Raw genomic sequence first — 24054 nt, forward strand, 5'->3', positions numbered from 1 at the left:
CAGGCTCATAAGCGAATGGACAGGCCATCGGCCAGCGATTGGCGGTAAGCGCGCCAGGCGGGCACGCAACCCATTAACAGGGCGGCGGCCAGAATACCTGCCAGCAGGGTCCATTCATATTCGCTCGGCCAAGCCAGCGGTAAATACAGTCCGTAGTTCGATTGCACGTAACCTTGCGCCAGCGCGATACCCACATACAACAGGGCCACGCCTGCCACTACACCGCTCAGCGCCAATGCCAAGGCTTCGAATACCAGCAGGGTAGCGATGTGCCACGGGCGGGCGCCAACTGATCGCAGGATCGCCATTTCGCGGCGTCGCTCATTGAGGCTGGTCAAAATCGCGGTCAGCATGCCGATCAACCCAGTTAGCACCACAAACAGCGATACCACAAACAAGGCTTTTTCAGCGGTGCTCATCAGGCTCCACAGTTCTTGCAAGGCGACGCCGGGCAAAATGGCCATCATCGGTTCGCCCCGGTATTCGTTAATTTCACGCTGCAAGGCAAAGGTCGAAATCTTGCTGTTCAGCCCTAGCATGAAAGCCGTGATGGCCTGAGGCGTGAGGTCCATGTTGCGGGCCTGGTCGGCCGTCACACGACCTGCGCCACGAGCGGGCACGCCGTTGTGCCAGTCGATGTGAATGGCCTCCATGCCGCCCAGGCTGATGTGCAGCGTGCGGTCCACTGGCGTACCCGTGCGCTTGAGAATGCCGACCACTGTGAAGGGTTTGTCGTCGTGCTTAACCAGACTCACGGCTGCGACACCGTGGGCCAGCACCAGTTTGTCACCCAGTTTGTAGTGCAGCGCCTGTGCGACCTCGGCGCCAAGCACCACTTCAAAAGGGTCGGAGGCAAAGGCGCGGCCCTCGGCCAACTGCAGATTTTGCCGGTGACCGTATTGATAGTGCTCAAAATAGGCTTCGCTGGTGCCCATGACCCGGTAGCCGCGGTGGGAGTCACCCAGCGACATGGGGATCGCCCATTTCACCTTGGGGTTAGTGGCGAAGTGTTCAAAGCTGTCCCAGCGAATGTTGTTGGTGGCATTGCCAATGCGGAACACCGAATACAGCAGCAAATTCACCGACCCTGAGCGGGCGCCGACGATCAGGTCGGTGCCGCTGATGGTGCTGGCAAAGCTGGCACGGGCCTCGGTACGCACCCGCTCCACGGCCAGCAACAAACACACGGACAAGGCAATCGCGAACGCCGTCAGCAGGGCGGTAAAGCGGCGGTTGGCCAGACTGGCCAGCGCAAGACGAAACAAATACATCTCAGACCTCTGCCGGGGCGGCGGCACGATTGAGTTCAGACAGCGACAGGTTGCGGTCGAATAGCGGGGCCAGGCTTTGATCGTGGCTGACGAACAACAGGCTGGCGCCTGCTTCGCGGCATTCGGCGAACAACAACTGAATGAAGGCTTCGCGTGCATCGGCGTCAAGGGCCGAGGTGGGCTCGTCAGCGATTACCAGTGCGGGTTGGCCGATCAGTGCGCGGGCGGCGGCCACCCGTTGTTGCTGGCCGATGGACAGCGAGTCGGCTCGTCGCTCCAGCAACGCCGGGTCTTTAAGGCCCAAGTGGGCGAGCAAGGTGTGCGCGGCCTTGTCGACACTGCCATGACGCTGAGCGGCGCGGCTGGCCCGCAGTTTGGAAAAGTGGCAAGGCAGTTCCACGTTTTCACGCACGGACAAAAACGGCAGCAAGTTAAATTGCTGGAAGATGTAACCCGTGTGATCGACGCGAAAACGGTCGCGTGCGCCAGAACCCAATTCACTCAGTTCCTGGCCCAGTAAACGGATTGAGCCGTGGTCGACTTTTTGCACGCCTCCCAGCAAACCCAGTAAGGTGGTTTTGCCGCTGCCGCTGGGGCCTTTGAGAAACAGGGTTTCGCCGGCCTGCAGGCTGAATTCGGGGATGTCCAGCAGCACGGGATGGCCCGGCCAACTAAAAGTCAGGTCGCTCAGCTCGATGAGTGCTTGGGTCATGGGTCGTCAGAATCGCCTGCAATGTCGGGAAAAGTGGGTGTCACTGGCGCAGCCTGCTAAAGAGCTGCACCAGCCACTCGCCGTAGTCAGAACGTCAGCGTCGGCGCTTTCGCTGACACGTTGACTGCTTGCTGACCGTTCGGACCGATCAGTTGTACCTTGAATGTGTGGGTCCCGGGGAATGTCTTGAAAAACGTGCCGAGGTCGAGGTTTTTCAACTGGCCCGGTTCGGCGCAGGTAAACGCGTAGTGTGCTTCGACATCGCTGTGGTGATGTTCAGTCTTGGCCTTGCTCGCGCCTTCTTCAGGCGCGGGGTCGAACAGCGGGCTATTAAGGTCCTGCGCCTCAACCACACACTTTGCCACCGACGGCAGGTTGAACAGAGTCAGCGGGTTTTCCAGTCGGGCCTTGGCGGCCGCAACGCTGGCTTTGTCTGCATCGGTAGTGGCCGCGTGTTCAAACCCCACCAGGTTCATCGCAGGGCTGTCGAGGTCCAGTTCCAGTGTGTTGTCGTCAAGTGCCACATTCAATGTGCCGACGCCGTGTTCATGGGGGGCAAGGCTGCCATGTTCGTGATCATGCGCTTGAGCCGCGTGCACCACGGCCAGCGGTAATAAAGCGAACGGCAAAGCGAGCAGCAAACGACGCATAGCATGACTCCAGCAAGAAATGGATGAATGTTTTGTTATGTGATCTTATAACGAGATCGCGAGAGTTTGCCCGTGTGCTTGGCGTTACGCAAGACGCATGGGAGCATGCGCACATGAAACTTGAGGAGCCCTGCAATGGTGCGGATTCGCGGAACAATAGGCGATTGGCCCGTCGACTTGACGGTTGAACTGGATGAGGCGGAGTGGGCGCAGTTGGGTGGGCAGATTAAAACGTCTGCGCCCGGCCATGCTGCAGTCGTCAGCCCCCCGGTGAGTCAGGACGACACGGTGTGGGAAATGACCAAAGACATACTGCGTAAGGCCGGACAAATGACCGGGCCGCAGTTGTTGGAGCAACTGGAGGCTTTGACCGGCAGCACAGGGGCGGGAAAACGCCTGTTGGTGCGTCTGCGCCATAGCCGCGAAGTGAAAGTGGTGAGCGGCGCCGACTCACCGGTTTACAGCTGGGTTGAGTAAACCGGTGAGGGCGCGCTGTTGCGGTGCGCAGGTCAGTACAGCGCGGCAAACAATTTGCGGCGATAGGTGGTGACCAGCGGGTGATCATTGCCCAGCAGATCAAACACTTGCAGCAGCGTCTTGTGAGTAATGCCCTCGTGGAAGCTGCGGTTGCGGATAAACAGCTTCAGCAAGCCTTCCAGGGCCCCTTCGTATTGCTGGCGCGCCAGCTGCTGAACTGCCAGTTGATAGGCGGCTTCGTCGTCCAGCGGGTTTTGCGCCACGCGGGTTTTCAGGTCAGCAACATCCGGCAGGTCTTTGGCCTGGCTCAAGAAGGTCAGTTGCGCCTTGGCGCCTGCCAGCTCGGCTTTATGCTCGTCGCTTTTAACCGCGTCCAGTACGGCTTGCGCTTCAGTCAGCTCGCCACGCTCAGCCAGGCAGCGGCCATACAGAATCAGCGCCTTGGCGTTGGTGTTGTCTTCGGTGAGTACCTGCTTGAGCAACGTTTCAGCGTCGGCAAAGCGGCTTTCGGTAAACAGGGCCTGCGCTTGCACCATCGGGTCTTCAGCAGCCGGGGCAGGCATGACGACATGAGGTTCAAGCATGGCGCGAATGGCGGATTCGGGTTGCGCTTCCTGAAAGCCGTCAACCACTTTACCGTCTTTGAACAACACTACGGTCGGCAGGGTGCGAATGCCGATGCGGCCCACGATGTCCTGCTCCACGTCGCAGTTAACCTTGGCCAGCCGCAGTTCGCCCTGATAGTCCTGGGCAATCTGCTCCAGAATCGGCAGCATCACCTTGCACGGCGCGCACCACTCAGCCCAAAAATCCACCAGTACGGGTTGATCAAACGAGGCTTCAACAACCTGTTTGTCGAAGTCTGCCGACGTCACGTCGAAGCTATAAGAAGTCGTAGGTTGAGTCATTGTGGGTCTCGAAACAGGTAAATGAAGGCAACTATAAAGGCTGTGCGGGCACGCTGAAAGTGGCTTGGCAGCGCTGCGCGTGATACAGGCTCACGTCGCGGAACTCATGGGGCTCGGCCAGATCCGGCAACGTGAGTGCCTTGAGGCTTTCCAACTGGCGGTACAACGGATGCCTGAAATCACGCACCCGGGAATCGGCCACCAGCGTCTGTTGGCCGCGGGTCAAAAACTGGTCAAGCAACGGCAGGTTTTCGCGGTCGTACAGCACATCAGCCACCAGGATCAGATCGAAACGGTCCGCCTCGCCAAAGAAATCGCTGGAATAGCTCAATTGCACCTGATTGAGCGCCGCATTGGCCTGGCAGGCTGCCAGCGCAAGCGGGTCGAGATCGCACGCCAGCACTTCCAGTGCGCCTGCTTTGGCTGCAGCAATCGCAGCTACGCCTGAGCCTGCGCCGAAGTCCAGCACGCGCTTGCCTTTGACCCAGTGCGGCTGGTCGGCCAGGTAACGTGCCAGTGCCAAACCGCTGGCCCAGCAAAACGCCCAGTACGGAGGTTCGTACAAAATCCGACGGGTCTCGTCCGGGGTGAAGGCGCGGTTCATGTTCTGCGCGTCGATCAGCCACAGCTTGAGTGACGTGTCAGGCAAGTCGGTGACCACCAGTCGCGCATCCCCCAGCAGCTCACTTAGCGACTGTTGCAGGGCGAGCGGCGGGCTCATGGTGCTTTGACAAATGCCAAGGTGCCCAAGGCTTGCGTTGTCGGCTGCTGGATGATGCGTGACGGCAAGTGCAGGATCAGTTGCCCGGACTGGCTGGCGCGCCCGCGCAGTTCAACCCGCGCACCGGCCGGGAATGCCTGCGGATTGAAGCGCAGCTTGAACGGCAGCGGCTGGTTGTTGCCGACTATCTTGCTGCTGGCCATCAGCCCTTGAGGACGGCCTCGTTCATCCACGATCAACATCGCCAGTTCAACTTCGGCGCCCGCGGGCGCACCTGTCAGTACGCCGCTCAGTTCACGCTGATGGGCGGGCAAGGGGCCGAGATCCGCAGGCGCATCGGTTTTAGGCTGGGTCAGCACTTGAGGTTGCGCCGACTTGGGCGGCTCACTGCTACACGCGACCAGCACACTGGCGAGGCACAGCAAAACAAGCGTTCGTAGCGACATAGAGGGCTCCAGCAGCAGGTCAGTCGACGTATCGGATTGTGTAAAACGTAGTAGGCGGACTGTATACCGTAAAGCCTATGGCTTGTCTTGCCAGTGGGATGCGCTACCATGGCGCTCCCCATTTTTTGTTGCCTGCCACCATGCACTGTCCCTTCTGCGGTGCCAACGACACTAAAGTCATCGACTCGCGTCTGGTCGCCGAGGGCGATCAGGTGCGTCGCCGGCGCGAATGCCTGGCCTGTGGTGAACGCTTCACCACCTTTGAAACAGCTGAGTTGGTCTTACCCCGCCTTATCAAACAGGACGGCAGCCGTCAGCCGTTCGACGAAGAAAAACTGCGCGCCGGTATGCAGCGTGCGCTGGAAAAACGCCCGGTCAGTGTCGAGCGTCTTGAAGCGGCGCTGGCGCATATCAAAAGCAGGTTGCGCGCCACCGGCGAACGCGAAGTCAAATCGCTGGTGGTCGGTGAGCTGGTCATGACCGAACTGCAAAAACTCGACGAAGTGGCCTACATCCGTTTCGCTTCTGTGTATCGACGTTTCCAGGACCTCAACGAGTTCCGCGAAGAGATCGACCGCCTTGCCCGTGAGCCTTCAAAGGAGTGATTGTGTCCACTGAGCAAACCGTCCTGGACGCCCATTACATGGCGCGTGCCATCGAGCTGGCCCGAAAGGGTCTGTACACCACCCATCCCAACCCGCGCGTCGGCTGCGTGATTGTGCGTGACGGCCAGATCGTGGGCGAGGGCTGGCATGTGCGGGCCGGTGAACCCCATGCCGAGGTCTACGCATTGCGTGCCGCTGGCGAACTTGCCCGGGGGGCGACCGCCTATGTCACCCTTGAGCCGTGCAGCCATCATGGCCGTACCCCGCCGTGCGCCGAAGGGTTGGTCACTGCCGGGGTCGCCCGCGTGGTGGCCGCCATGCAAGACCCTAACCCGGAAGTCGCCGGGCGTGGCCTCAAGCGTTTGGCCGATGCCGGTATCGACGTGCGCTGCGGCGTGCTCGAAACCGAAGCGCGTGCCCTGAACAAAGGGTTTCTCAAACGCATGGAGCTGGGCTTGCCCTTTGTGCGGGTCAAATTGGCAATGAGCCTGGACGGGCGCACGGCGATGGCCAGCGGCGAAAGCCAATGGATCACAGGCCCCGCCGCACGTTCGGCCGTGCAGCGTCTGCGCGCCGAGGCCAGCGTCGTGGTGACGGGTGCAGACACTGTGCTGGCCGACGGCGCGCGCCTGACCGTGCGTGCTGATGAGCTGGGCCTGGATGCCGAGCAGACCGCGCTGGTCATGAGCCGGCCGCCGTTGCGCGTGTTGATCGATGGCCGCCTGCGCGTGCCGCTCGATGCGCCGTTTTTCAAAGCAGGTCCGGCACTCGTTGCCACGTGTGTACCGCCAGCGGGGCAATACCGCACAGGGCCAGAGTGCCTGGTGATCCCCGGCGAAAACGGTCAGGTCGATTTGCGTCAATTGCTGGTGGCGCTGGCGGCCCGGGGCGTTAACGAGGTACTGGTTGAAGCCGGTCCACGTCTGGCGGGCGCATTTGCCGAGCAAGGGCTGGTGGATGAATATCAAATCTTCATCGCGGCCAAATTCTTGGGTTCAACCGCGCGTCCTCTGCTGGAGCTGCCATTGACCCGCATGAGCGAAGCGACCGAACTCAAGATCACAGATCTGCGCGCAGTTGGGGATGACTGGCGAGTCACTGCCATCCCAGTGCCATTAGCCAGCGTATAATTCACAGCCTCCGTTTTACGCAGGTTTTGTTCTCAAGGGGAACGCCATGTTTACCGGCATCATCGAATCCATCGGCAACATCCGTGCACTGACCCCAAAAGGTGGTGATGTACGGGTTTATGTAGAGACCGGCAAGCTCGACCTGAGCGACGTTAAACTCGGCGACAGCATTGCCATCAACGGCGTTTGCCTGACGGCGGTTGAGCTGCCGGGCAACGGCTTCATGGCCGACGTCAGTCGCGAGACGCTCGACTGCACGGCTTTCAACGATTTGAAAGCGGGCAGCCGGGTCAATCTCGAAAAAGCCCTGACCCCGACGACGCGTCTGGGCGGTCATCTGGTGAGCGGTCACGTGGACGGCGTCGGTGAGGTGATATCCCGCGAAGAGAACGCCCGCGCCATTGAATTCCGCATCCGTGCGCCAAAAGAGCTGGCCAAATACATCGCCCACAAAGGCTCGATCACGGTCGACGGCACCAGCCTGACCGTGAACGCGGTCAATGGCGCCGAGTTCTCGTTGACCATCATCCCGCACACCTTGAGCGAAACCATCATGGACGACTACCGTCCGGGCCGTCGGGTGAACCTTGAGGTCGATCTGCTGGCGCGCTATCTGGAGCGTTTGCTGCTGGGCGACAAGGCCGCCGAGCCGACCAAGGGCAGCACCATCAGCGAAAGTTTTCTGGCCGCCAACGGCTACCTCAAATCCTGACTTAAGGGGGTGCCGCGTGGCGCTCAACAGCATCGAAGAACTGGTTGAAGACATCCGCCAAGGCAAGATGGTCATCCTCATGGATGACGAAGACCGCGAGAACGAAGGCGACCTGATCATGGCCGCCGAGTGCTGCAAGGCCGAGCACATCAACTTTATGGCGCGTTTTGCCCGTGGCCTGATTTGCATGCCGATGACCCGCGAGCGTTGCGAGCTGCTCAAGCTGCCGTTGATGGCACCGCGCAACGGCTCGGGGTTTGGCACCAAGTTCACGGTTTCCATCGAAGCCGCAACCGGCGTCACCACCGGCATCTCGGCCGCCGATCGTGCCCGCACCGTGCAAGCCGCTGCGGCCAAGGACGCCAAGGCTGAAGACATCGTCAGCCCGGGGCATATCTTCCCGCTGATGGCACAGGCGGGCGGCACGCTGGCCCGTGCCGGCCACACCGAAGCCGCCTGCGACCTGGCGCGCATGGCCGGTTTCGAGCCAAGTGGTGTGATCTGCGAAGTGATGAACGACGATGGCACCATGTCCCGTCGCGCCGAGCTGGAAAAATTCGCGGCTGAACACAACATCAAAATCGGCACCATTGCCGACCTGATTCACTACCGCATGATCCACGAACGTACCGTTCAGCGGATTGCCGAGCAGCCATTGGACAGCGAACTGGGCCAATTCAACCTGGTGACCTATCGTGATTCAGTCGAAGGCGACGTGCACATGGCACTGACCCTGGGCAAGATCTGCGCCGACGAACCGACGCTGGTGCGGGTGCATAACATGGACCCGCTGCGTGATCTGTTGATGGTCAAACAGCCCGGCCGCTGGAGCCTGCGAGCCGCCATGAGCGCCGTTGCGGCGGCCGGCAGCGGTGTCGTGCTGCTGTTGGGGCACCCGCTGGATGGCGATGTGTTGCTCGCCCATATCCGCGAAACGGCCGATGCATTACCGGTCAAAAAACCGACCACCTACAGCATCGTGGGGGCAGGTTCGCAGATCCTGCGTGACCTCGGCGTGCGAAAAATGCGCCTGATGAGTTCACCGATGAAGTTCAATGCCATATCCGGTTTCGATCTGGAAGTTGTAGAATACGTGCCCTCCGAATAATGACCGGGTGTTTCCCGCCTGAAATTCGTGGCCCAAACTCATTAAAGAACGCACGCAAGTGCGTTCTGGCTCTTTAATACGAGACATACCGAATGACCCTGAAGACCATCGAAGGTACCTTCATTGCCCCCAAAGGCCGCTACGCACTCGTCGTTGGCCGTTTCAACAGCTTCGTTGTCGAAAGCCTGGTGAGTGGTGCCGTTGATGCCCTGGTTCGCCACGGTGTGAACGAAAACGACATCACCATCATTCGTGCGCCGGGCGCGTTCGAAATCCCGCTGGTTGCGCAAAAAGTTGCCCAGCGCAATGAATTCGCTGCCATTGTCGCCCTGGGCGCTGTGATTCGCGGCGGTACTCCGCACTTCGAATACGTGGCAGGCGAGTGCACCAAAGGTTTGGCTCAGGTGTCCATGCAGTTCGGCGTACCGGTTGCATTCGGCGTGTTGACCGTTGACTCCATCGAACAAGCCATCGAGCGCTCCGGCACCAAAGCCGGTAACAAGGGCGCCGAAGCCGCCTTGTCCGCCCTCGAAATGGTCAGCCTGTTGGCGCAGTTGGAGGCCAAGTGATTTCCGACGAAAGCGATCGTTTCAACCCGCGCGATCCAAAACCTGCGGACGCTGGCAAGCCTTCCAAAAGCGCCAAACGTCGTGAAGCGCGTCAGCTCGCGACACAGGCGCTGTATCAGTGGCACATGGCCAAGCACTCGCTGAACGAGATCGAAGCGCAGTTCCGCGTTGATAACGACTTCACCGACGTTGATGCCGCGTACTTCCGTGAAATCCTGCACGGCGTGCCTGCAATCAAAGCGGATATCGATGCTGCCCTGGCCCCGTGCCTGGACATCACCATCGAAGAGCTGGACCCGGTTGAACTGGCCGTACTGCGCCTGTCTACCTGGGAACTGATCAAGCGTGTTGACGTGCCTTATCGCGTGGTAATCAACGAAGGCATCGAGCTGGCCAAAGTGTACGGTTCCACCGACGGGCACAAGTTCGTCAACGGTGTGCTGGATAAATTGGCGCCGCGCCTGCGTGAAGCTGAAGTCAAGGCGTTCAAGCGCTAAACAGCGCTGTCGGCCATGGGCGAGTTCGAGCTGATCCGTACCGTGTTCGCTGCCGCGCCTTGTGCGCAGGGCGGCGAGGGCGTTGCCTTGGGAATTGGCGACGACTGCGCCCTGCTGGATGTTCCCTTCGGGGAACAACTGGCCATTTCCACAGACACGCTGGTAGCTGGCGTGCACTTCGCAGACCCTTGCGACCCTTTTTTGCTCGGTCAGCGTTCGCTGGCAGTGGCGGCCAGTGACCTGGCGGCCATGGGCGCAACCCCCCTCGCGTTTACCCTTGCCCTGACCTTGCCGACGGTGGAAGCCGATTGGCTGCAAGCGTTTGCCCGGGGTTTGAATCACATGGCGCAACGCTGCAACGTGCGCCTGATCGGTGGCGACACCACCCGTGGTCCCTTGTGCCTGACGTTGACAGTATTCGGTCGCGTCCCGACGGGGCACGCCCTGACCCGCAGTGGCGCCCGGCCGGGGGATCTGCTCTGCGTGGGCGGTGAGCTGGGCAATGCCGCGGGTGCTTTGCCTCTGGTGCTCGGTCAGCGCAACGCCGAATCCTTTATCGCAGAGCCGCTGCTGGCGCATTACTGGTCACCGCAGCCGCAACTGGCACTGGGTCAGGCGCTGCGTGGCAAAGCAACGTCGGCGCTGGATATCTCGGACGGCTTGTTGGCTGACTGCGGGCATATCGCGCAGGCATCGCGCGTTCGGCTGCTGATTGAGAACGAGCGCCTGCCCATCTCTGTGGCGCTGCAGGAGTTTCTGGGTGATGCGCCAGCGCAACTGGCGGCGTTAAGCGGCGGCGATGACTACGTACTGGCATTTACGCTGCCAGCTGTTGAGTTGCCTACACTGCTGGCCGATGGCTGGCCAATTCATGTCATCGGTTGTGTGGTTGAAGGGCAGGGCGTTGGCGTGCTGGATGCGCAGGGGCAGGACATTACCCCGGCAACCCATGGCTATCAGCATTTTTAAGGCGAACACCTGTTACAGCAGTCGTTACGGGGTATGTCTGATCAAACTTTTAGATATTTATCCTCGATAATTCAGCCTAAGCGTCTGTAGGAACGTCCTGTTACAATGCCGCCTCTGCGAATTTCCAGTCCTCAAATTGATCAGGAGCACACGGTGCCCGTCGCTTTTGTTGCCGCTTGCAAACTCCCTACTCCCTTTGCCGAATTCACCATGCATGGTTTCCTTGAGAAGGCCACGGGTCGTGAACACGTTGTGCTCAGTTTGGGCGACGTGGCGGACGGTGCGCCGGTTCTGGGCCGCGTGCATTCCGAATGCCTGACCGGCGATGCCCTGTTCAGCCAGCGCTGCGACTGCGGCTCTCAACTCGAAGCTGCCCTGCAGGCCATCGCCCGTGAAGGCCGGGGTGTGCTGTTGTACTTGCGTCAGGAAGGCCGTGGCATTGGCTTGCTGAACAAAGTGCGCGCCTACGAATTGCAGGACGGTGGTGCCGATACCGTTGAAGCCAACGAGCGACTGGGCTTTGCCGCCGATCAGCGCGACTACGCGATCTGTCTGCCAATGCTGGAACACATGGGCGTCAAGTCATTGCGCCTGATGACCAACAACCCGCGCAAGGTCAAAGCCTTGACCGACATGGGCATCACCGTGGCCGAGCGTGTGCCGCTTCACACCGGTCAGAACCCGCATAACAAACTGTACTTGGCGACCAAGGCCAACAAGCTCGGGCACATGATGGGCAATCAGCACCAGAATGAGGCTGACCCGGCGTGACTCGGGGCCAGCGTCGTCGGCGCCTGAGTTTCAGTTGGTGGCAACAGCTGGTGTTGACCCTGTTGCCGCTGGTACTGATTAACGTGTTTTTCGGCGCGTCCGAACCGCTCTTGCCTGAATTGGCCATGCCTCTGTTTATTGCGGGCCTCTTGTCGATGTTCGTCACCCTACGCACGTTCGGGCCTTATAAACATGGCCTGATCCATTTGCAAAAGTCCCTTGATACAGCCCAGGAACCTGCGGCCTGGGATGAATTGGCGCACGTGCGGCGTCGTGCGTTGCTGGCAGCAGGGTTGCCCGCATGGATCGCTGCGTTGGCCGTGTTTGTCGGCCTTGAAGGTGTGCCGCTGCTGCTGCTGGGGTTGTCGACGCTGGTGCTGTTTTACCTCTACCGCATCCCGCGTCAGGTCGGCTGATGCGCCTCTGGCTGGCGGTTCTGCTGCTGGCCGTGAGCACCTCGGCCATGGCAGGCATGCGGGTCGTCAGCCTGGCGCCTTCACTGTCTGAAATCGTCGTGGAACTGGGTGCGGCCGACGTGCTGGTCGGGCGCCTGGACGCGGGCGAGACCTTGCCAGAGTTGGCCAATGTGCCCTCGGTGGGCGGCTATGGCCAACTGGACATGGAGCGCCTGCTCAGCCTGCGCCCGGACTTGGTCCTGCTGTGGCCAGGCAGCGTTGGCGTGGCTCAGCGCGACCAGTTGAAACGCCTGAACCTTCCCACTTTCACCGCCGAACCGAAAAGCCTGACCCAACTGGCCGATCAGGTCGAAGCGTTAGCGTCTGCGCTCAATCGCCCAGAACGCGGACGCGAGTTGGCGACCCGGTTGCGCGCTCGTCTGGAGCAATTGCAGCAGCAATACACCCGCGAAGAACCGTTACGCGTGTTTTATCAAGTCTGGGATCAGCCGTTGTACACGGTAGGCGGCCAGCAAATCATCAGTGACGCGCTGGCTATTTGCGGTGCCCGCAATGTGTTTGCCGACTTGTCGTTGCCGGCACCCCAAGTCAGCGTGGAGTCGGTTTTGCAGCGTAATCCCGACGTGATCATTGCAGGCACCCAAGCGCAGTTGAATGCCTGGAAGGCCTGGCCACAGCTCGACGCCGTAAAGCACGGGCGCTTGTTGCTACTCAACGACAAAGGTCTTGAGCGCCCAAGCGGACAGATGATCGAAGCCACGGCTCGTTTGTGCGAACAATTGGCTGGGCGTGCTTAGTAGCTGCTGACGGCGTGCGTGTGGCAGCAATCACACAGTTTTACAGGCTGGGGGTCCAGGTCACGGCAACCTGTAGGCTGCGCCGCTCTTCGCGATAGCCGTAATAGTTGCCGTCATATCCGTACAGTGCGCGGGTGAAGGTTTTATCCAGCAGATTGTCGACTTTCACGTCCAGTCGCACGTCTGAGTTGGCCTGCCAATGCGCCCGCAACCCCAGCAGGGCATAACCGCCCATCGGCTGCTGATTCTGTTCATCGTTATAGCTGCTGCTTACGGCTTGCCAGCTGGCGCCCACGCCGAGCCGGTCAAACTGTCGATCCAGATCGAGGCTCAAGGTGCGGCGCGCCCGGCGGCTCAAGGTTTTGCCAGTGTCGCGGTCACGCGGGTCGATGATGGCCAGGCCGAGGCTGCTCTGCCAACCGAACCATTCCTGTTGCAGTGCGCTTTCGAAACCGGTGATGCGTGCAGCCCCGATGTTCTGCTGAATCCAGTCGGCATCTGCGACGATTGCGTCTTGAATGTCTGTGCGATACAGCGATGTTTCCAGTCGGCTGGTTTCACTCAGTTGGCTGCGCCACTGCAGTTCGTAACTTTTGGAGTGTTCGGGCTCAAGCGCCGGATTGCCAAACTGCGGGTAGTACAGATCGTTGAACGTAGGCGCCCGGAAGCCTTCGCTGTAGGACAGCAGCACATCGTTAGCGGCATTGAGCGGCACTGTCAGGCTGGCGCTCCACGTGTTATTGCTGCCGAATTGCTGGTTTTTGTCATGACGCAGCCCCAGCTCCGTTGAAAAGCCCTCACCCTGAAAGCGGTGCTGCACAAATACGGCGCGGTTCCAGCGACTGTCTTTGTCGAACGCGGTGCTGCTACGAACCCGATCCTGATACGCGTCGAAGCCCAGCATCAGGCTGTTTTGATCATCCAGCGAGAGGCTGTTTTGCCAGTTCAGGGAATCGCGGTAGGTGTTGAAGCTGTAAAGGTCGGGGCTCAATTTGTCTCGGGTTTTTTCGCGGTTCTCGCTGTGGCCGAGTTCGAGGCGCGAGTTCCAGCGCTCAGAGAGCTGTGCATCAATGAAGCTGCCTACGCTGCTGATGTCGAAATTGCTGTAAGACTTTTGCCCGAACGTCGCATCAAGTTCGGTTTTGCCCTCGCTTTTGATGGCGCTGAGGCCGATCTCAAGGCCGTCGTTCAGGTGATGATTGAGGTTCAGACTGACCGATTTGTTGCGATACGCATCGTGGTCGTTATCGACCGGGTAGGACACCGTGGTGCGGTTGATCCCCGCTGTGTTTTCCAGCGCACCGCTGAGGTTGAAGCGCGTGTGGTCATCGCCGCCAGACACCCCGACACTGTTTTGCGAACTGCCGTAGCTGCCCTGCGCACTGTGCAGGCGCAGTTGCGGCGCTTGATCGGCGCCGCGCCGGGTGAAAATCTGAATCACGCCGCCGATCGCATCGCTGCCATAAATCACCGAGCGCGAGCCGCGCAGCACCTCCACGCGCTCGATCTGATCAATGTTCAGGTATTGCAGGTTGCTGTCGGCCGAGGTGGCATTGGCCATGCGCTGGCCGTCGACCAGCACCAGGCTCTGCGCCGATTTGGTGCCGCGAATGTAGATGCCCGGCAGTGCACCGCGCCCACCGCTGCGCGCCACTTGTACGCCCGGCACACGGCCCAGCAGGTCGGTAAGGCCTGTGGGCTGCAAGCGGTCGATGTCGTCGCGGGTAAAGACGGTGTTGGCGCTGGAACTGTCAGAACGTGCTTGCACCTGACGGTTGCCGGTAATCAGTGTTTGCGGCAGCTTGAGGGCATTGTCGCGCCCCTCGGTATCAGCCAGCACCGAACTGGCTGGAATGACGCTGAGAATCAAGGCCAGGCGAAGAGATGTCATGATGTGCGAATTCTATAGTCCCTTGTAGTCGCTGCCGATCCCCAGGATTCGACAGCGACTACACAGGTTTACAGCCCCAGCAGTGCCATGCGCTGACGCACAGACGCTTCGATGCCAGCGGCATCCAGACCACATTCGGCCAACATTTGGCTTGGCTTGGCGTGTTCGACGTACACGTCGGGCAAACCGAGGTGCAGGATCGGTTTGAGCAGGTTTTCGCGGGCCATGAATTCGCTGACCCCGGCTCCCGCACCACCCATGATGGCGTTCTCTTCGATTGTCACCAACAGTTCGTGGCTGTTGGCCATTTCACGCACCAGGGCTTCGTCCATCGGCTTGACGAAACGCATGTCGACCACGGTCGCGTCGAGGGTTTCAGCCACTTTCAGGGCTTCAGCCAGCTGCACGCCAAACACCAGCATCGCGACGTTGCTGCCTTTGCGACGAATCACGCCTTTGCCGATTTCCAGCGGTTCCAGGGTTTTCTCGATGGGCGCATTCGGCCCCGTGCCGCGCGGGTAGCGCACCGCCGCCGGGCCGTTGTACAGGTGGCCGGTGGTGAGCATTTTGCGCAATTCGTTTTCATCACTCGGGGTCATGATGACCATGCCCGGTATGCAACGCAGGTACGACAGGTCGAAACTGCCAGCGTGGGTCGGGCCGTCTTCGCCCACCAGACCGGCACGGTCAATGGCAAACAGGACATCCAGATTTTGTACCGCAACGTCATGCACCAGTTGGTCATAGCCGCGTTGCAGGAATGTCGAGTAGATCGCCACTACCGGTTTGGCGCCTTCACAGGCCATGCCCGCGGCCAGGGTCACGGCATGCTGTTCAGCGATGGCCACATCAAAATAACGCAGCGGGAAGCGCTCGCTGAACTTGATCAGGTCCGAGCCTTCTTTCATCGCCGGAGTAATGCCCACCAGGCGCTGATCGGCCGCGGCCATGTCGCACAGCCAGTCGCCAAATACGGCGGAGTACTTGGGCCCACTGGCCACTTTGGGCGCTGCAACCGGTGCGTCCAGCGGTTCAAGCTTGGTGATGGCGTGGTAACCAATCGGGTCGGCTTCTGCTGGCGCAAAGCCTTTCCCCTTTTTAGTGACGATGTGCAGGAATTGCGGGCCTTTGAGGTCGCGCATGTTGCGCAGCGTTGCGATCAACGTTGGCAAATCATGGCCGTCAATCGGGCCGATGTAGTTCCAGCCGAGTTCTTCAAACAACGTGCCGGGCACCAGCATGCCTTTGGCATATTCTTCGGTGCGGCGCGCGATTTCCCAGGCGCCCGGCAAGCGCGACAGCACTTTCTTGCTGCCTTCGCGCATGCTGGCGTAAGTGCGGCTGGAAAGAATTTTGGCCAGGTAGTTGGACAACCCCCCGACATTGCGCGAGATCGACATGTCGTTGTCGTTGAGGATCACCAGCATGTTGGCGTCGACTTCGGGGGCATGGTTCAAGGCTTCGAATGCCATGCCAGCAGTCAGGGCGCCATCACCGATGACGGCAATTGCCTTGCGGTCACTGTTTTGCAGGCGGGCGGCAATGGCCATGCCCAGCGCGGCGCTGATCGAGGTGCTGGAGTGGCCAACGCCAAAGGTGTCGTACTCGCTCTCGGAGCGGCGCGGGAAGGCGGCTATGCCGTCCTTCTGACGCAAGGTCGCCATGTGTTCGCGGCGCCCGGTCAGGATTTTATGCGGATACGCCTGATGGCCCACGTCCCATACCAGACGGTCGTCCGGGGTATCGAACACGTAGTGCAACGCAATGGTGAGTTCAATGACGCCCAGGCCGGCACCGAAATGCCCGCCCGTCTGACCGACGGTGTAGAGCAGTTCCTGGCGCAATTCATCGGCCAAAGGTTCCAGCTCGGCTTCGGCTAACCGGCGCAGGCCCGCAGGCGTGCCGGCTCGGTCGAGCAGGGGCGTGGTCGGGCGTATGCGGGGAATCTCATGAAACGTCGTTGGCATCAGGCGAATCGTTATAGGTATAAGAAGAGGCGGCAGTTTACCTTATGCAACGGAAGCTGCCCACGGAGTCTGGTATTCGTTAGTCAGACCTTGGCAGTAGAGCAGGTCTGAAAAATCTGTATTGCGCCGCTTTTTAGTGGCGGCGCCCCACGATGTAGCGTGCGAGTTCACGCAACGGTTCGGCAGCTGCATCAAAAGGTCGCAGGGCGTTAATGGCCTGATCGCGCAGTTCGAGCGCGTAGGCTTTTGCCGCTGGCAGACCCATCAATGAGGGATAAGTCGGTTTGTCACGGGCCGCGTCGGCGCCTGACTGTTTGCCAAGCGTAGCCGTATCGCCCTCTACATCAAGGATGTCGTCCTGAACCTGGAACGCCAGACCAATGGCCCTGGCATAAACCTTCAGGGCGTGCAGGTCTTCAGGGCGGGCGCGACCACTGGCCAGGGCGCCCAGCTGCACGCTGGCTTCAATCAGCGCGCCCGTCTTGTGGCGGTGCATGTATTCGAGGGCAGTCTGGTCAAGCTTGACCCCGACCGAACCCAAGTCAATGGCTTGCCCGCCCACCATGCCTGCCGGGCCTGCGGCCATCGCCAGGTCAGAGACCATGCGCAGTCGCGTGTCAGCGTCCAGCGTGTTCATGTGTGGATCGAGCAGGGCACTAAACGCCAGACTTTGCAGCCCGTCACCGGCCAGAATCGCACAGGCTTCGTCGAACGCTTTGTGGGTGGTCGGCTGACCACGGCGCAGGTCGTCGTCGTCCATGGCTGGCAAATCATCGTGCACCAGCGAGTAGGCGTGTATTAGCTCCACTGCGCATGCCGCACCATTGGCTTGCGCGGGGTCGGCCCCCAAGGCCTCGCACGCGGCATAGGCCAGCAGCGGTCGGACCCGCTTGCCGCCATTCATGACGCTGTAGCGCATCGCCTCGTACAGGCGGGCCAGCTCCGGTGCCGGAGCGACAAACAAGCGTTCAAGGGCCGCGTTGACACGGGCCTGGCTGCTGGCTTGATAAGCATCAATCATTCGGGTTGTTCCGCATCAAATGGCTCTTGGGCTAATTCACCATCACGTTCGAGCAGGATGTGCACTTTCTGTTCGGCCTGAGCCAGTGCGCCCTGGCATTCGCGGGTCAGGCGGATGCCTTGCTCGAATGCTGTCAGCGAGTCTTCCAGCGACAACTCGCCGTTTTCCAGACGCTCGACCAGTGTTTGCAGGTCAGCGAGGGACTGCTCGAAATCAAGGGAAGCTTTTTTGCGGGCCATGGCGGCGTTCTCGGTAGGCGTTAAAACCGGCTGACACTAGCAGACAGCGGGTTTTGGGGCAAATCTGACGGCGTTGAGCGTGCTGCAAGGGCGGTCGCTTGAAGGTGTTTCACCGCTTAAAAGCTGGACTACAGGAACTGAGCCACGAGGCTTAGGCCAAGTCTGAATTTTTCCTGAGGCTTTGTAGGGATAACTAAGTTATTTGGCGTGTTTTTCTACCCAAACACTTTTTTTGGGCGTTTTTTAAATCTCGGAGACGCTTCCTATAGAAATACCGAAATTTCCGACTTTTTTTCGTTAGTCATTCCCCTATCGTCGCGCTCCATGGTCGGACGCGAGGAGTGACCGATGGCACGTTTTATAGCTTCTCCGACAGTTAGGCAGCATCGGGTGTTGACGTGTCCCAGCAAGGTGCGCAAGCGCTTGATCGGATTGGCCCAAACGCCTGTGGTTACTGCCAACTTTGCCGGGCGTGACGTTCATTTTTCCACTGTGTTTGAGGCGCTGGGGCGTACACGGGGCAGGGCGCCAACCCTTGCACGGCTTCAAACACACGGCAACCGCCTGCTTCAGGGCTAATTCCGTATTCATACCTACCCGTTGACTGGGTCGGCAACGTATTCGCGCATATCTGCCGGGGGCTTTCCCACGAACGGACATACGCAGTCGTGATCCTGAGCAGCACACTTCATTAAGGACAGAAGACATGATCAACGCAGACCTGCAAGACCTGACCCAAGCCCCGGCCCCGTTGCGGCGCCGTGGCCCGCTAACGTGTGAATGCGAGTGAGGGGCGTGTGATGTTCGCTCACGTCCCGCAGCCGCTGGAGTATGCCGAAACCCTGCTGGCTCATTTCGCCCGGCTGTCGCTGAGCGCTGACAGCCGTACGCTACTGAGCCAAACGGCTCAGGCAATGGCGCAGCTCATCGGGTGCCAATTGAGCCAGCTTTACCTGTTGGATGCCTCGCGTGAACGGCTGGAGCTCAAGGCTCAGTGGTTTGAAGGTACGCTGCGCCCGGCGTTCGGCGCCGGACGTCAGGCCGACTATGGCCAAACGCCTTTGTTGCAATACGCCATCAGCCAAAATCGAGCTGTTGACTTGAGCAACCTCGATAGCTGTTTGCACAACCTCGATTTTTTGCCCAGTGCCGGAGTCCCTTGGCGTGGACTATTGGCTGTACCGATGCTGGACTCGCGTCAAACAGTGGCTGGCGTGCTGATGCTGGCCAGTCACACCAGCCAGCAACTGCAAGGTTATGCCGCGTCATTAAGCGCCTTGGGTAGCTTTGTATTGATGCAAATGAAGCTGTTGGAGCGCAACCCGCAACGCGGCAAGTCGTTGAGCCGTTGCGTGAGTAACGGGACCTTGATCGGTTCCAGCCCGGTCATGCGCAAAACCTACCGTTTGATCAATCGCGTTGTGCACAGCCCCTTAACCGTGCTCCTGCTGGGGGAGACCGGCACCGGGAAGGAAGTCGTGGCACGGGCGATTCACGATACAGGCCCCCGGCGCGCCCATCCCTTCATCGTGCAGAACTGCGCCGCTTTTCCGGAGGACCTGCTGGAAAGCGAATTGTTTGGTTATCGCAAAGGTGCCTTTACTGGAGCGGAGCGGGATCGCAAAGGGCTGTTCGATGCTGCACACGGCGGCACCCTCTTGCTGGATGAAATTGGGGACATGCCACTGGCGCTGCAAGCCAAATTATTGCGCGTGCTGCAAGAAGGCGAAATCCGGCCTTTGGGGAGCAATGAAACGCACACCATCGACGTTCGCATCATTGCCGCGACCCATTGTGATTTGAAGCAGCGAGTGAGGCAGGGGCGTTTCCGTGAAGACCTGTATTACCGCCTCGCGCAGTTCCCGGTGGTGCTGCCCGCCCTGCGTGAGCGCGGCAGTGACATCTGTGAGCTGGCCACTCATTTCGCAACCAGCACCTGTGCTTTTTTGCAGCGCCGCCCCGTCGTGCTGGCCGACAGCGCACTGGCGCAACTGGCCTGTTATTCCTTTCCGGGCAATGTGCGCGAGCTTAAAGGGTTGGTCGAGCGTGCGGTCCTGCTGTGCGACGGGCATGAGCTACTGGCCGAGCATTTTGTGCTGCCCTCCGAACTGACCGATGAGTGGGGGGGCCTCAATTATCGCAAGCGCATGGACGCCATGGAGCGCGGTTTACTGCTCGATTGTTTACGGCGCAACGGCGGAAACCAGACCCAGGCCGCCCTTGAGCTGGGTCTCGCACGGCGCACGCTCCTGTATCGCCTCGGGCGTCTGAACATCAGTACGGATGAGATTCGGGCCTACGCCTCGTGATCCCCGCGCACTGGCCAGATGCAAAGGCACTTCCACCTTCGATGGTGGACGCCATCGTCCGTTGGTGCTCCGCACGTCATCAGCCGCAGTCGTCAGCGAAGAGCAGCGGCGTTTGCTTTGCGCTCCTTCAACAGGCCCCATAAAGATGAGGCCCTTGCCGCGTAGTGAACATGTCGATGAACGGATCGCCTACCACGCTCACCTCAAGCCGACGGATCTCTTCAGTGTCGGCCCAAATCCCTTGGTGGCGGCTGCCAGCGAGTTGTTGTCATGTGTGGTGGGCCTTCGTCACTCAATGGCGGAATACGACTTGCCAGTCCTGCATGCCCGGCTCAGTGCAGGCGTGAACGCGTTCGAAGCCAACGCCCTGTATTCGGGGTGTGAACGCGGGCAAGTCATGAGCGCCCGTTATGTCCTGTGCACGGTACTGGATGAGGCCATTTCAACCTCGGAGTGGGGCAATGAGAACGACGGGCCGCCAAAGAGCCTGTCGAGCCGTTTTCACAATGAAACCTTGGGCGGCGCCAACGTTTTTCAATTGATCGATCGGCTTTGCCTGGAGCCCGCGAAGAACCTGTATTTGCTTGAGTTGCTCTATGTCAGCCTGTCGCTGGGCTTCGAAGGCCGCTTTCACGTGAAGAGGGGCGGTGCGCTCGAACGAGAGGCGATACGCGACAGCCTCTATCGCCAGATCCGTCATGTGCGCGGCGATATGATCCGTGATGCCTCGCCTCACTGCCAGGGCCTGAAGGCCCGGCGCGGCCATCGGGTGCGCATCGTCCCGCGTTGGTTACTGGTCACGTTGACCCTGGGCTGCCTGACGGTCATGTATTCGGGGTTCGCCTGGGTGCTGAGTCAACAGCGTGAAGCGGTGATGCAACACTACGAACAGCACGCGGCTGAGGATCAGGCCGCAGCTGTGAACAGGAAGTCATGATGAGCAACTGCTTGCACAAGGCCATGGCGTTGCTGAATCACACCTGGCGGTGGACGCTGTTTGGGGTGCCGACTGTTGCGCTGTTGGTGTGGTGGGCCGGGTATTTGCTGGCCGTGAACGGTCACAGGTTTTGGGTCGACCCCGTTGCGCGGTCGTTGAGCATCAGTGCCGTGGTCCTTCTTTGGGGGGTGACCATGGTGTTTGTCAGCGGGCGCGCAGGGCTGCGTAAAAAAAACGAGGCTGAACGCGAAGCTTTCGGGGGTGATGCCGCCTGCAACACCCTGCAAAAACGTTTCAGGCAGGCGCTGTACACCCTAAAAGATACCTGCGTGCACCTCGACCGACCTGAACATTGGCGCGACGAATTGCCCTGGCTCATGGTGCTCGGGCCGCCAGGCGCCGGCAAAACCCGTTTGCTGGATGTCTCCGGTCTGGAATTTGCGCTGCACACCCTTGATGGCAGCCCCACCCGCGACCTGCGCAGCACCCTGGACTGTGAGTGGTACTTTGCTGAACTCGGGGGATTAATCGACACCGCCGGAGGATGCTTGCCTTCCGGCATTGAGCCGCGCAATGCCAGCGACTGGCGGACCTTGCCTGGCCAGTTGCGCAAACGCGCGCGCGGGGGGCTGTTGAACGGAGTGTTGGTGACCATTCCTGTAGATACCCTGATGCTCGGCCGCACTGACACGCTGTCCGGTCTTTCGGATCAGATCCGGGCACGGTTGCAAGATGTGCATGAGGTGTTGCGCATCGAGTTGCCGGTGTACCTGGTGCTGACCAAGACTGACCTGATACCTGGCTTTACCGAGTTTTTCGAGCCTTTGCCCCTTGAAGAACGCGCTCAGGTATTCGGTGCCAGCTTTGAGCAGGGGCAGGGCGGTGCTGCGCTTATGCGTGCCGAGTGCGAGGCGTTGTTGCAGCGGCTTAACAGTCAGATCATCGTGCGTATGCATCAAGAGCGCGATGCGCAGCGGCGCGGGCGAATACTGGACTTTCCTCGGCAATTGAGTGAAGTCGCGACACGGCTTTGTGTGTTTACCGACATGACGTTTTCGCTCAACCGCTATCCACAGGTCAGCCCGCTGCGGGGGTTTTACCTGACCAGCGCTGCCGACGTCTCGCAACCCGCCGAGGTTGCGCGAGATAAAATCCGCACCCTGCCCGTGCAGCTCCCGGGCCAGTCTTACTTCATTCACCATCTGTTCAGGCGTGTGATGTTGCCTGAAGCGCAGAGGGCCGGGCTCGACAAGCCTAAGCGCCAACGTTTGTGCTGGGGCCAGCGTTTTCACTACCTCTTGGCGATGGGGGTGGTAGGGGGAATGGGTGTGTTGTGGACCAGCAGTTTTTTGTCCAACCATGCGCGTTTTGACCAACTGCGTCAGCTGACTCCGCACTGGACTCAACAACATGGGCAACTCAATCCTCAAGATGATGCCCTGGCCGTACTGCAAATCCTGGACACGTATTACGCCGCCACTCACGTATTCCCTTCGGCATGGGATGCGGCCTTGTATGAACGCACCGGGCTGTATCAAGGCGCAGAGGTGCGCGAGCGGGTCGAGCGCGCTTATCAACACACCTTGCAAACCGAGTTGATGCCGCGGGTGGTCCAGCAGCTTGAACAACAGATACACGCCAACTTGAGCAACCGTGAACGTTTGCTCAACAGCCTGCGCGCCTACTTGATGTTCGACGTCAGTGACAAACGCGACCCCGCCTGGCTCAAAGGCTGGATGGCCAACGACTGGTCGATGCGCTACCCCGGCCTGACGCATGTGCAGAACGGCCTGAATCAGCACCTCGAACGTTTGCTGAACACCCCGGTAAAGCCTGCGCTCGATACGGCACTGATTGCTCAAGCGCGTCAGGTTCTGCGCAGCGAATCGCTGGCAACCGTGGTCTACCGCACGCTCCGTGAGCAGGCGCGCTCATTGCCGCCTTACTGTATTGCTCTAGACCTAGGGCCGCACGGCCATCTCTTGACTGGCGCCGATTACAACGTTCCGGGGTTTTACACGCAGCAAGCGTATCAACAGTATCTCTCGATCCAGGGCGTGAGCCTGGTGAGCGACATCTTGGGTAATAACTGGGTGCTTGGGGAGAGCAACAGCACCAGCGCGATGGGCATGCGCAAACTCATGGTTGAAGTGGAGCAGCTGTACTTTCGGGACTACGCCGAGCACTGGGCGGCAGCGGTCGGGCGACTGGGTTTGAAGCCGTTCAATGACGCCCGCGAAGGTGCTGAGTACTTGGCCGGCATGACCTCAGCCAACTCGCCGATCCTGCGCATGCTGTTGGCAGTGCGCAATAACACGCGCTTCATCACGCTGGCAGATGAACTGCCTGACCTGGCCAGTACGGTAGATGCCGGAGCGCTGTCGGGTGTGGTCAACGTCGTCGGTACTGCCGTCGCCAAGCGCGCTGACCCATTGACGGCCAATGTGGCCGACACGTCCAAAAAGGCCATGCAGCGGCAGTTCGAACCTCTTCATCATCTATTGGACGACAACGACGGCCTTGCGGACCCTCTCTCGCTGTTATTCGCCAGACTCACCGATTTGCAAATGCAAATGGCGGCACTCGCCAGCGCGAGCGCACCGGCTGACGCCGCTTTCGAAATCGCCCGCCAACACATGAGCGACCAGCGGGATGCTTTGAGTCAACTTCGTCATACCGCCCAACGCTTGCCTCGCCCGCTCAATCACTGGTTTAACGGAATGGCCGAAAACACGTGGGGCGTGAGTGCTGAACCAAACCTATCAGTCCCTTAGTAAGCCCTATAAGCATGGGGTGTACCCGTGTGGTGCGCGAACGATCGGCCAACGTTAGCCCTTCAATGCCCACAGCAATAGTGCAGATGTAATCGACGGGCATTAAAAAGCCGGCTTGTGGCCGGCTTCTCGGGGGAGGATGTGGTTTATTTTTGGT

The 24054-nt window shown here is 60.0% G+C and carries 24 protein-coding genes; 14 read left to right on the forward strand and 10 right to left on the reverse strand.

The genetic code is table 11. From position 1 onward, the window contains the following. Positions 1–5: 5 nt before the first annotated feature. The 3 genes from CJF39_RS03270 to CJF39_RS03280 all read right to left on the reverse strand — a co-directional run bounded on the left by CJF39_RS03270 (position 6) and on the right by CJF39_RS03280 (position 2633). Positions 6–1271 (reverse strand): ABC transporter permease, encoded by a 1266-nt coding sequence (locus CJF39_RS03270; RefSeq protein WP_094992124.1) that lies wholly within the window; start codon positions 1269–1271, stop codon positions 6–8. A 1-nt stretch (position 1272) separates the two neighbouring features. Continuing rightward, positions 1273–1983: an ABC transporter ATP-binding protein gene (locus CJF39_RS03275; RefSeq protein ID WP_094992125.1), complete on the reverse strand. Its 711-nt coding sequence runs from the start codon at positions 1981–1983 to the stop codon at positions 1273–1275. An 86-nt stretch (positions 1984–2069) separates the two neighbouring features. Beyond that, positions 2070–2633 (reverse strand): DUF2796 domain-containing protein, encoded by a 564-nt coding sequence (locus CJF39_RS03280; RefSeq protein WP_094992126.1) that lies wholly within the window; start codon positions 2631–2633, stop codon positions 2070–2072. Between the two features lie 135 nt (positions 2634–2768). Here CJF39_RS03280 and CJF39_RS03285 point away from each other — a divergent pair, with 135 nt between their 5' ends. Next, positions 2769–3110 (forward strand): hypothetical protein, encoded by a 342-nt coding sequence (locus tag CJF39_RS03285; RefSeq protein ID WP_094992127.1) that lies wholly within the window; start codon positions 2769–2771, stop codon positions 3108–3110. A gap of 32 nt (positions 3111–3142) precedes the next feature. Here the strand turns inward: CJF39_RS03285 and trxA are convergent, their stop codons facing one another. The 3 genes from trxA to CJF39_RS03300 are packed head-to-tail and all read right to left on the reverse strand — an operon-like array spanning position 3143 to position 5185. Beyond that, on the reverse strand, positions 3143–4018 hold the full coding sequence (trxA, locus tag CJF39_RS03290; RefSeq protein ID WP_094992128.1) for a thioredoxin: 876 nt from the start codon (positions 4016–4018) through the stop codon (positions 3143–3145). A gap of 31 nt (positions 4019–4049) precedes the next feature. Further along, complete coding sequence (locus CJF39_RS03295) at positions 4050–4739, reverse strand: class I SAM-dependent methyltransferase (RefSeq protein ID WP_094992129.1); 690 nt, start codon at positions 4737–4739, stop codon at positions 4050–4052. Further along, the gene (locus CJF39_RS03300) at positions 4736–5185 is read right to left on the reverse strand and encodes a YbaY family lipoprotein (protein WP_094992130.1); all 450 of its coding nucleotides are present in this window, start codon (positions 5183–5185) and stop codon (positions 4736–4738) included. Before CJF39_RS03300 ends, CJF39_RS03295 begins: the two co-directional genes overlap by 4 nt. A 140-nt stretch (positions 5186–5325) precedes the next feature. On the opposite strand from CJF39_RS03300, the gene nrdR reads away from it, so the two are divergent. From nrdR to CJF39_RS03350, 10 genes are all read left to right on the forward strand, one after another. After that, positions 5326–5790: a transcriptional regulator NrdR gene (nrdR, locus tag CJF39_RS03305; RefSeq protein ID WP_162199719.1), complete on the forward strand. Its 465-nt coding sequence runs from the start codon at positions 5326–5328 to the stop codon at positions 5788–5790. Positions 5791–5828: 38 nt separating this feature from the next. Then, on the forward strand, positions 5829–6920 hold the full coding sequence (gene ribD, locus CJF39_RS03310; RefSeq protein ID WP_094992230.1) for a bifunctional diaminohydroxyphosphoribosylaminopyrimidine deaminase/5-amino-6-(5-phosphoribosylamino)uracil reductase RibD: 1092 nt from the start codon (positions 5829–5831) through the stop codon (positions 6918–6920). Positions 6921–6966: 46 nt separating this feature from the next. Further along, positions 6967–7632, forward strand: a complete 666-nt coding sequence (locus tag CJF39_RS03315; protein ID WP_094992131.1) for a riboflavin synthase — start codon at positions 6967–6969, stop codon at positions 7630–7632. 16 nt (positions 7633–7648) lie between these two features. Further along, complete coding sequence (gene ribBA / locus CJF39_RS03320; protein WP_094992132.1) at positions 7649–8740, forward strand: bifunctional 3,4-dihydroxy-2-butanone-4-phosphate synthase/GTP cyclohydrolase II; 1092 nt, start codon at positions 7649–7651, stop codon at positions 8738–8740. 92 nt (positions 8741–8832) lie between these two features. Continuing rightward, positions 8833–9309 (forward strand): 6,7-dimethyl-8-ribityllumazine synthase, encoded by a 477-nt coding sequence (gene ribH, locus CJF39_RS03325; RefSeq protein WP_047277819.1) that lies wholly within the window; start codon positions 8833–8835, stop codon positions 9307–9309. Continuing rightward, on the forward strand, positions 9306–9806 hold the full coding sequence (nusB, locus tag CJF39_RS03330; protein ID WP_094992133.1) for a transcription antitermination factor NusB: 501 nt from the start codon (positions 9306–9308) through the stop codon (positions 9804–9806). Before ribH ends, nusB begins: the two co-directional genes overlap by 4 nt. 15 nt (positions 9807–9821) lie before the next feature. Then, positions 9822–10775 carry a thiamine-phosphate kinase gene (thiL, locus tag CJF39_RS03335; protein ID WP_094992134.1) on the forward strand — a complete coding sequence of 318 codons (954 nt, stop codon included), beginning with the start codon at positions 9822–9824 and terminating at the stop codon, positions 10773–10775. A gap of 153 nt (positions 10776–10928) precedes the next feature. Then, positions 10929–11546 (forward strand): GTP cyclohydrolase II, encoded by a 618-nt coding sequence (gene ribA / locus CJF39_RS03340; protein WP_169963935.1) that lies wholly within the window; start codon positions 10929–10931, stop codon positions 11544–11546. After that, entirely contained in the window at positions 11543–11962 is a 420-nt protein-coding gene (locus tag CJF39_RS03345) for an MFS transporter (RefSeq protein ID WP_094992136.1), read from the forward strand. The genes ribA and CJF39_RS03345 overlap by 4 nt, the downstream gene beginning before the upstream one ends. Beyond that, positions 11962–12759: a cobalamin-binding protein gene (locus CJF39_RS03350; RefSeq protein WP_094992137.1), complete on the forward strand. Its 798-nt coding sequence runs from the start codon at positions 11962–11964 to the stop codon at positions 12757–12759. The genes CJF39_RS03345 and CJF39_RS03350 overlap by 1 nt, the downstream gene beginning before the upstream one ends. Positions 12760–12799: 40 nt before the next feature. Here the strand turns inward: CJF39_RS03350 and CJF39_RS03355 are convergent, their stop codons facing one another. From CJF39_RS03355 to CJF39_RS03370, 4 genes are all read right to left on the reverse strand, one after another. Next, positions 12800–14650: a TonB-dependent receptor domain-containing protein gene (locus CJF39_RS03355; RefSeq protein ID WP_094992138.1), complete on the reverse strand. Its 1851-nt coding sequence runs from the start codon at positions 14648–14650 to the stop codon at positions 12800–12802. Positions 14651–14718: 68 nt separating this feature from the next. Beyond that, a complete protein-coding gene (gene dxs, locus CJF39_RS03360) occupies positions 14719–16617 on the reverse strand; it encodes a 1-deoxy-D-xylulose-5-phosphate synthase (protein ID WP_094992139.1) in 1899 nt (632 codons plus the stop codon). 133 nt (positions 16618–16750) lie between these two features. Further along, positions 16751–17638, reverse strand: coding sequence for a polyprenyl synthetase family protein (locus CJF39_RS03365; RefSeq protein WP_094992140.1), 888 nt, complete (start codon positions 17636–17638; stop codon positions 16751–16753). Beyond that, on the reverse strand, positions 17635–17877 hold the full coding sequence (locus CJF39_RS03370; protein WP_047295759.1) for an exodeoxyribonuclease VII small subunit: 243 nt from the start codon (positions 17875–17877) through the stop codon (positions 17635–17637). Before CJF39_RS03370 ends, CJF39_RS03365 begins: the two co-directional genes overlap by 4 nt. Positions 17878–18677: 800 nt before the next feature. Here CJF39_RS03370 and CJF39_RS03380 point away from each other — a divergent pair. The 3 genes from CJF39_RS03380 to tssM all read left to right on the forward strand — a co-directional run bounded on the left by CJF39_RS03380 (position 18678) and on the right by tssM (position 23897). Then, positions 18678–20186 (forward strand): sigma 54-interacting transcriptional regulator, encoded by a 1509-nt coding sequence (locus tag CJF39_RS03380; RefSeq protein ID WP_094992142.1) that lies wholly within the window; start codon positions 18678–18680, stop codon positions 20184–20186. Positions 20187–20340: 154 nt separating this feature from the next. After that, positions 20341–21123, forward strand: a complete 783-nt coding sequence (gene icmH, locus CJF39_RS03385; protein WP_170942637.1) for a type IVB secretion system protein IcmH/DotU — start codon at positions 20341–20343, stop codon at positions 21121–21123. Next, positions 21123–23897 carry a type VI secretion system membrane subunit TssM gene (tssM, locus tag CJF39_RS03390; RefSeq protein ID WP_170942638.1) on the forward strand — a complete coding sequence of 925 codons (2775 nt, stop codon included), beginning with the start codon at positions 21123–21125 and terminating at the stop codon, positions 23895–23897. The genes icmH and tssM overlap by 1 nt, the downstream gene beginning before the upstream one ends. Positions 23898–24054: the final 157 nt, after the last annotated feature.

The sequence above is a fragment of the Pseudomonas lundensis genome, assembly GCF_002269125.1.
GTDB lineage: Bacteria > Pseudomonadota > Gammaproteobacteria > Pseudomonadales > Pseudomonadaceae > Aquipseudomonas > Aquipseudomonas lundensis_A.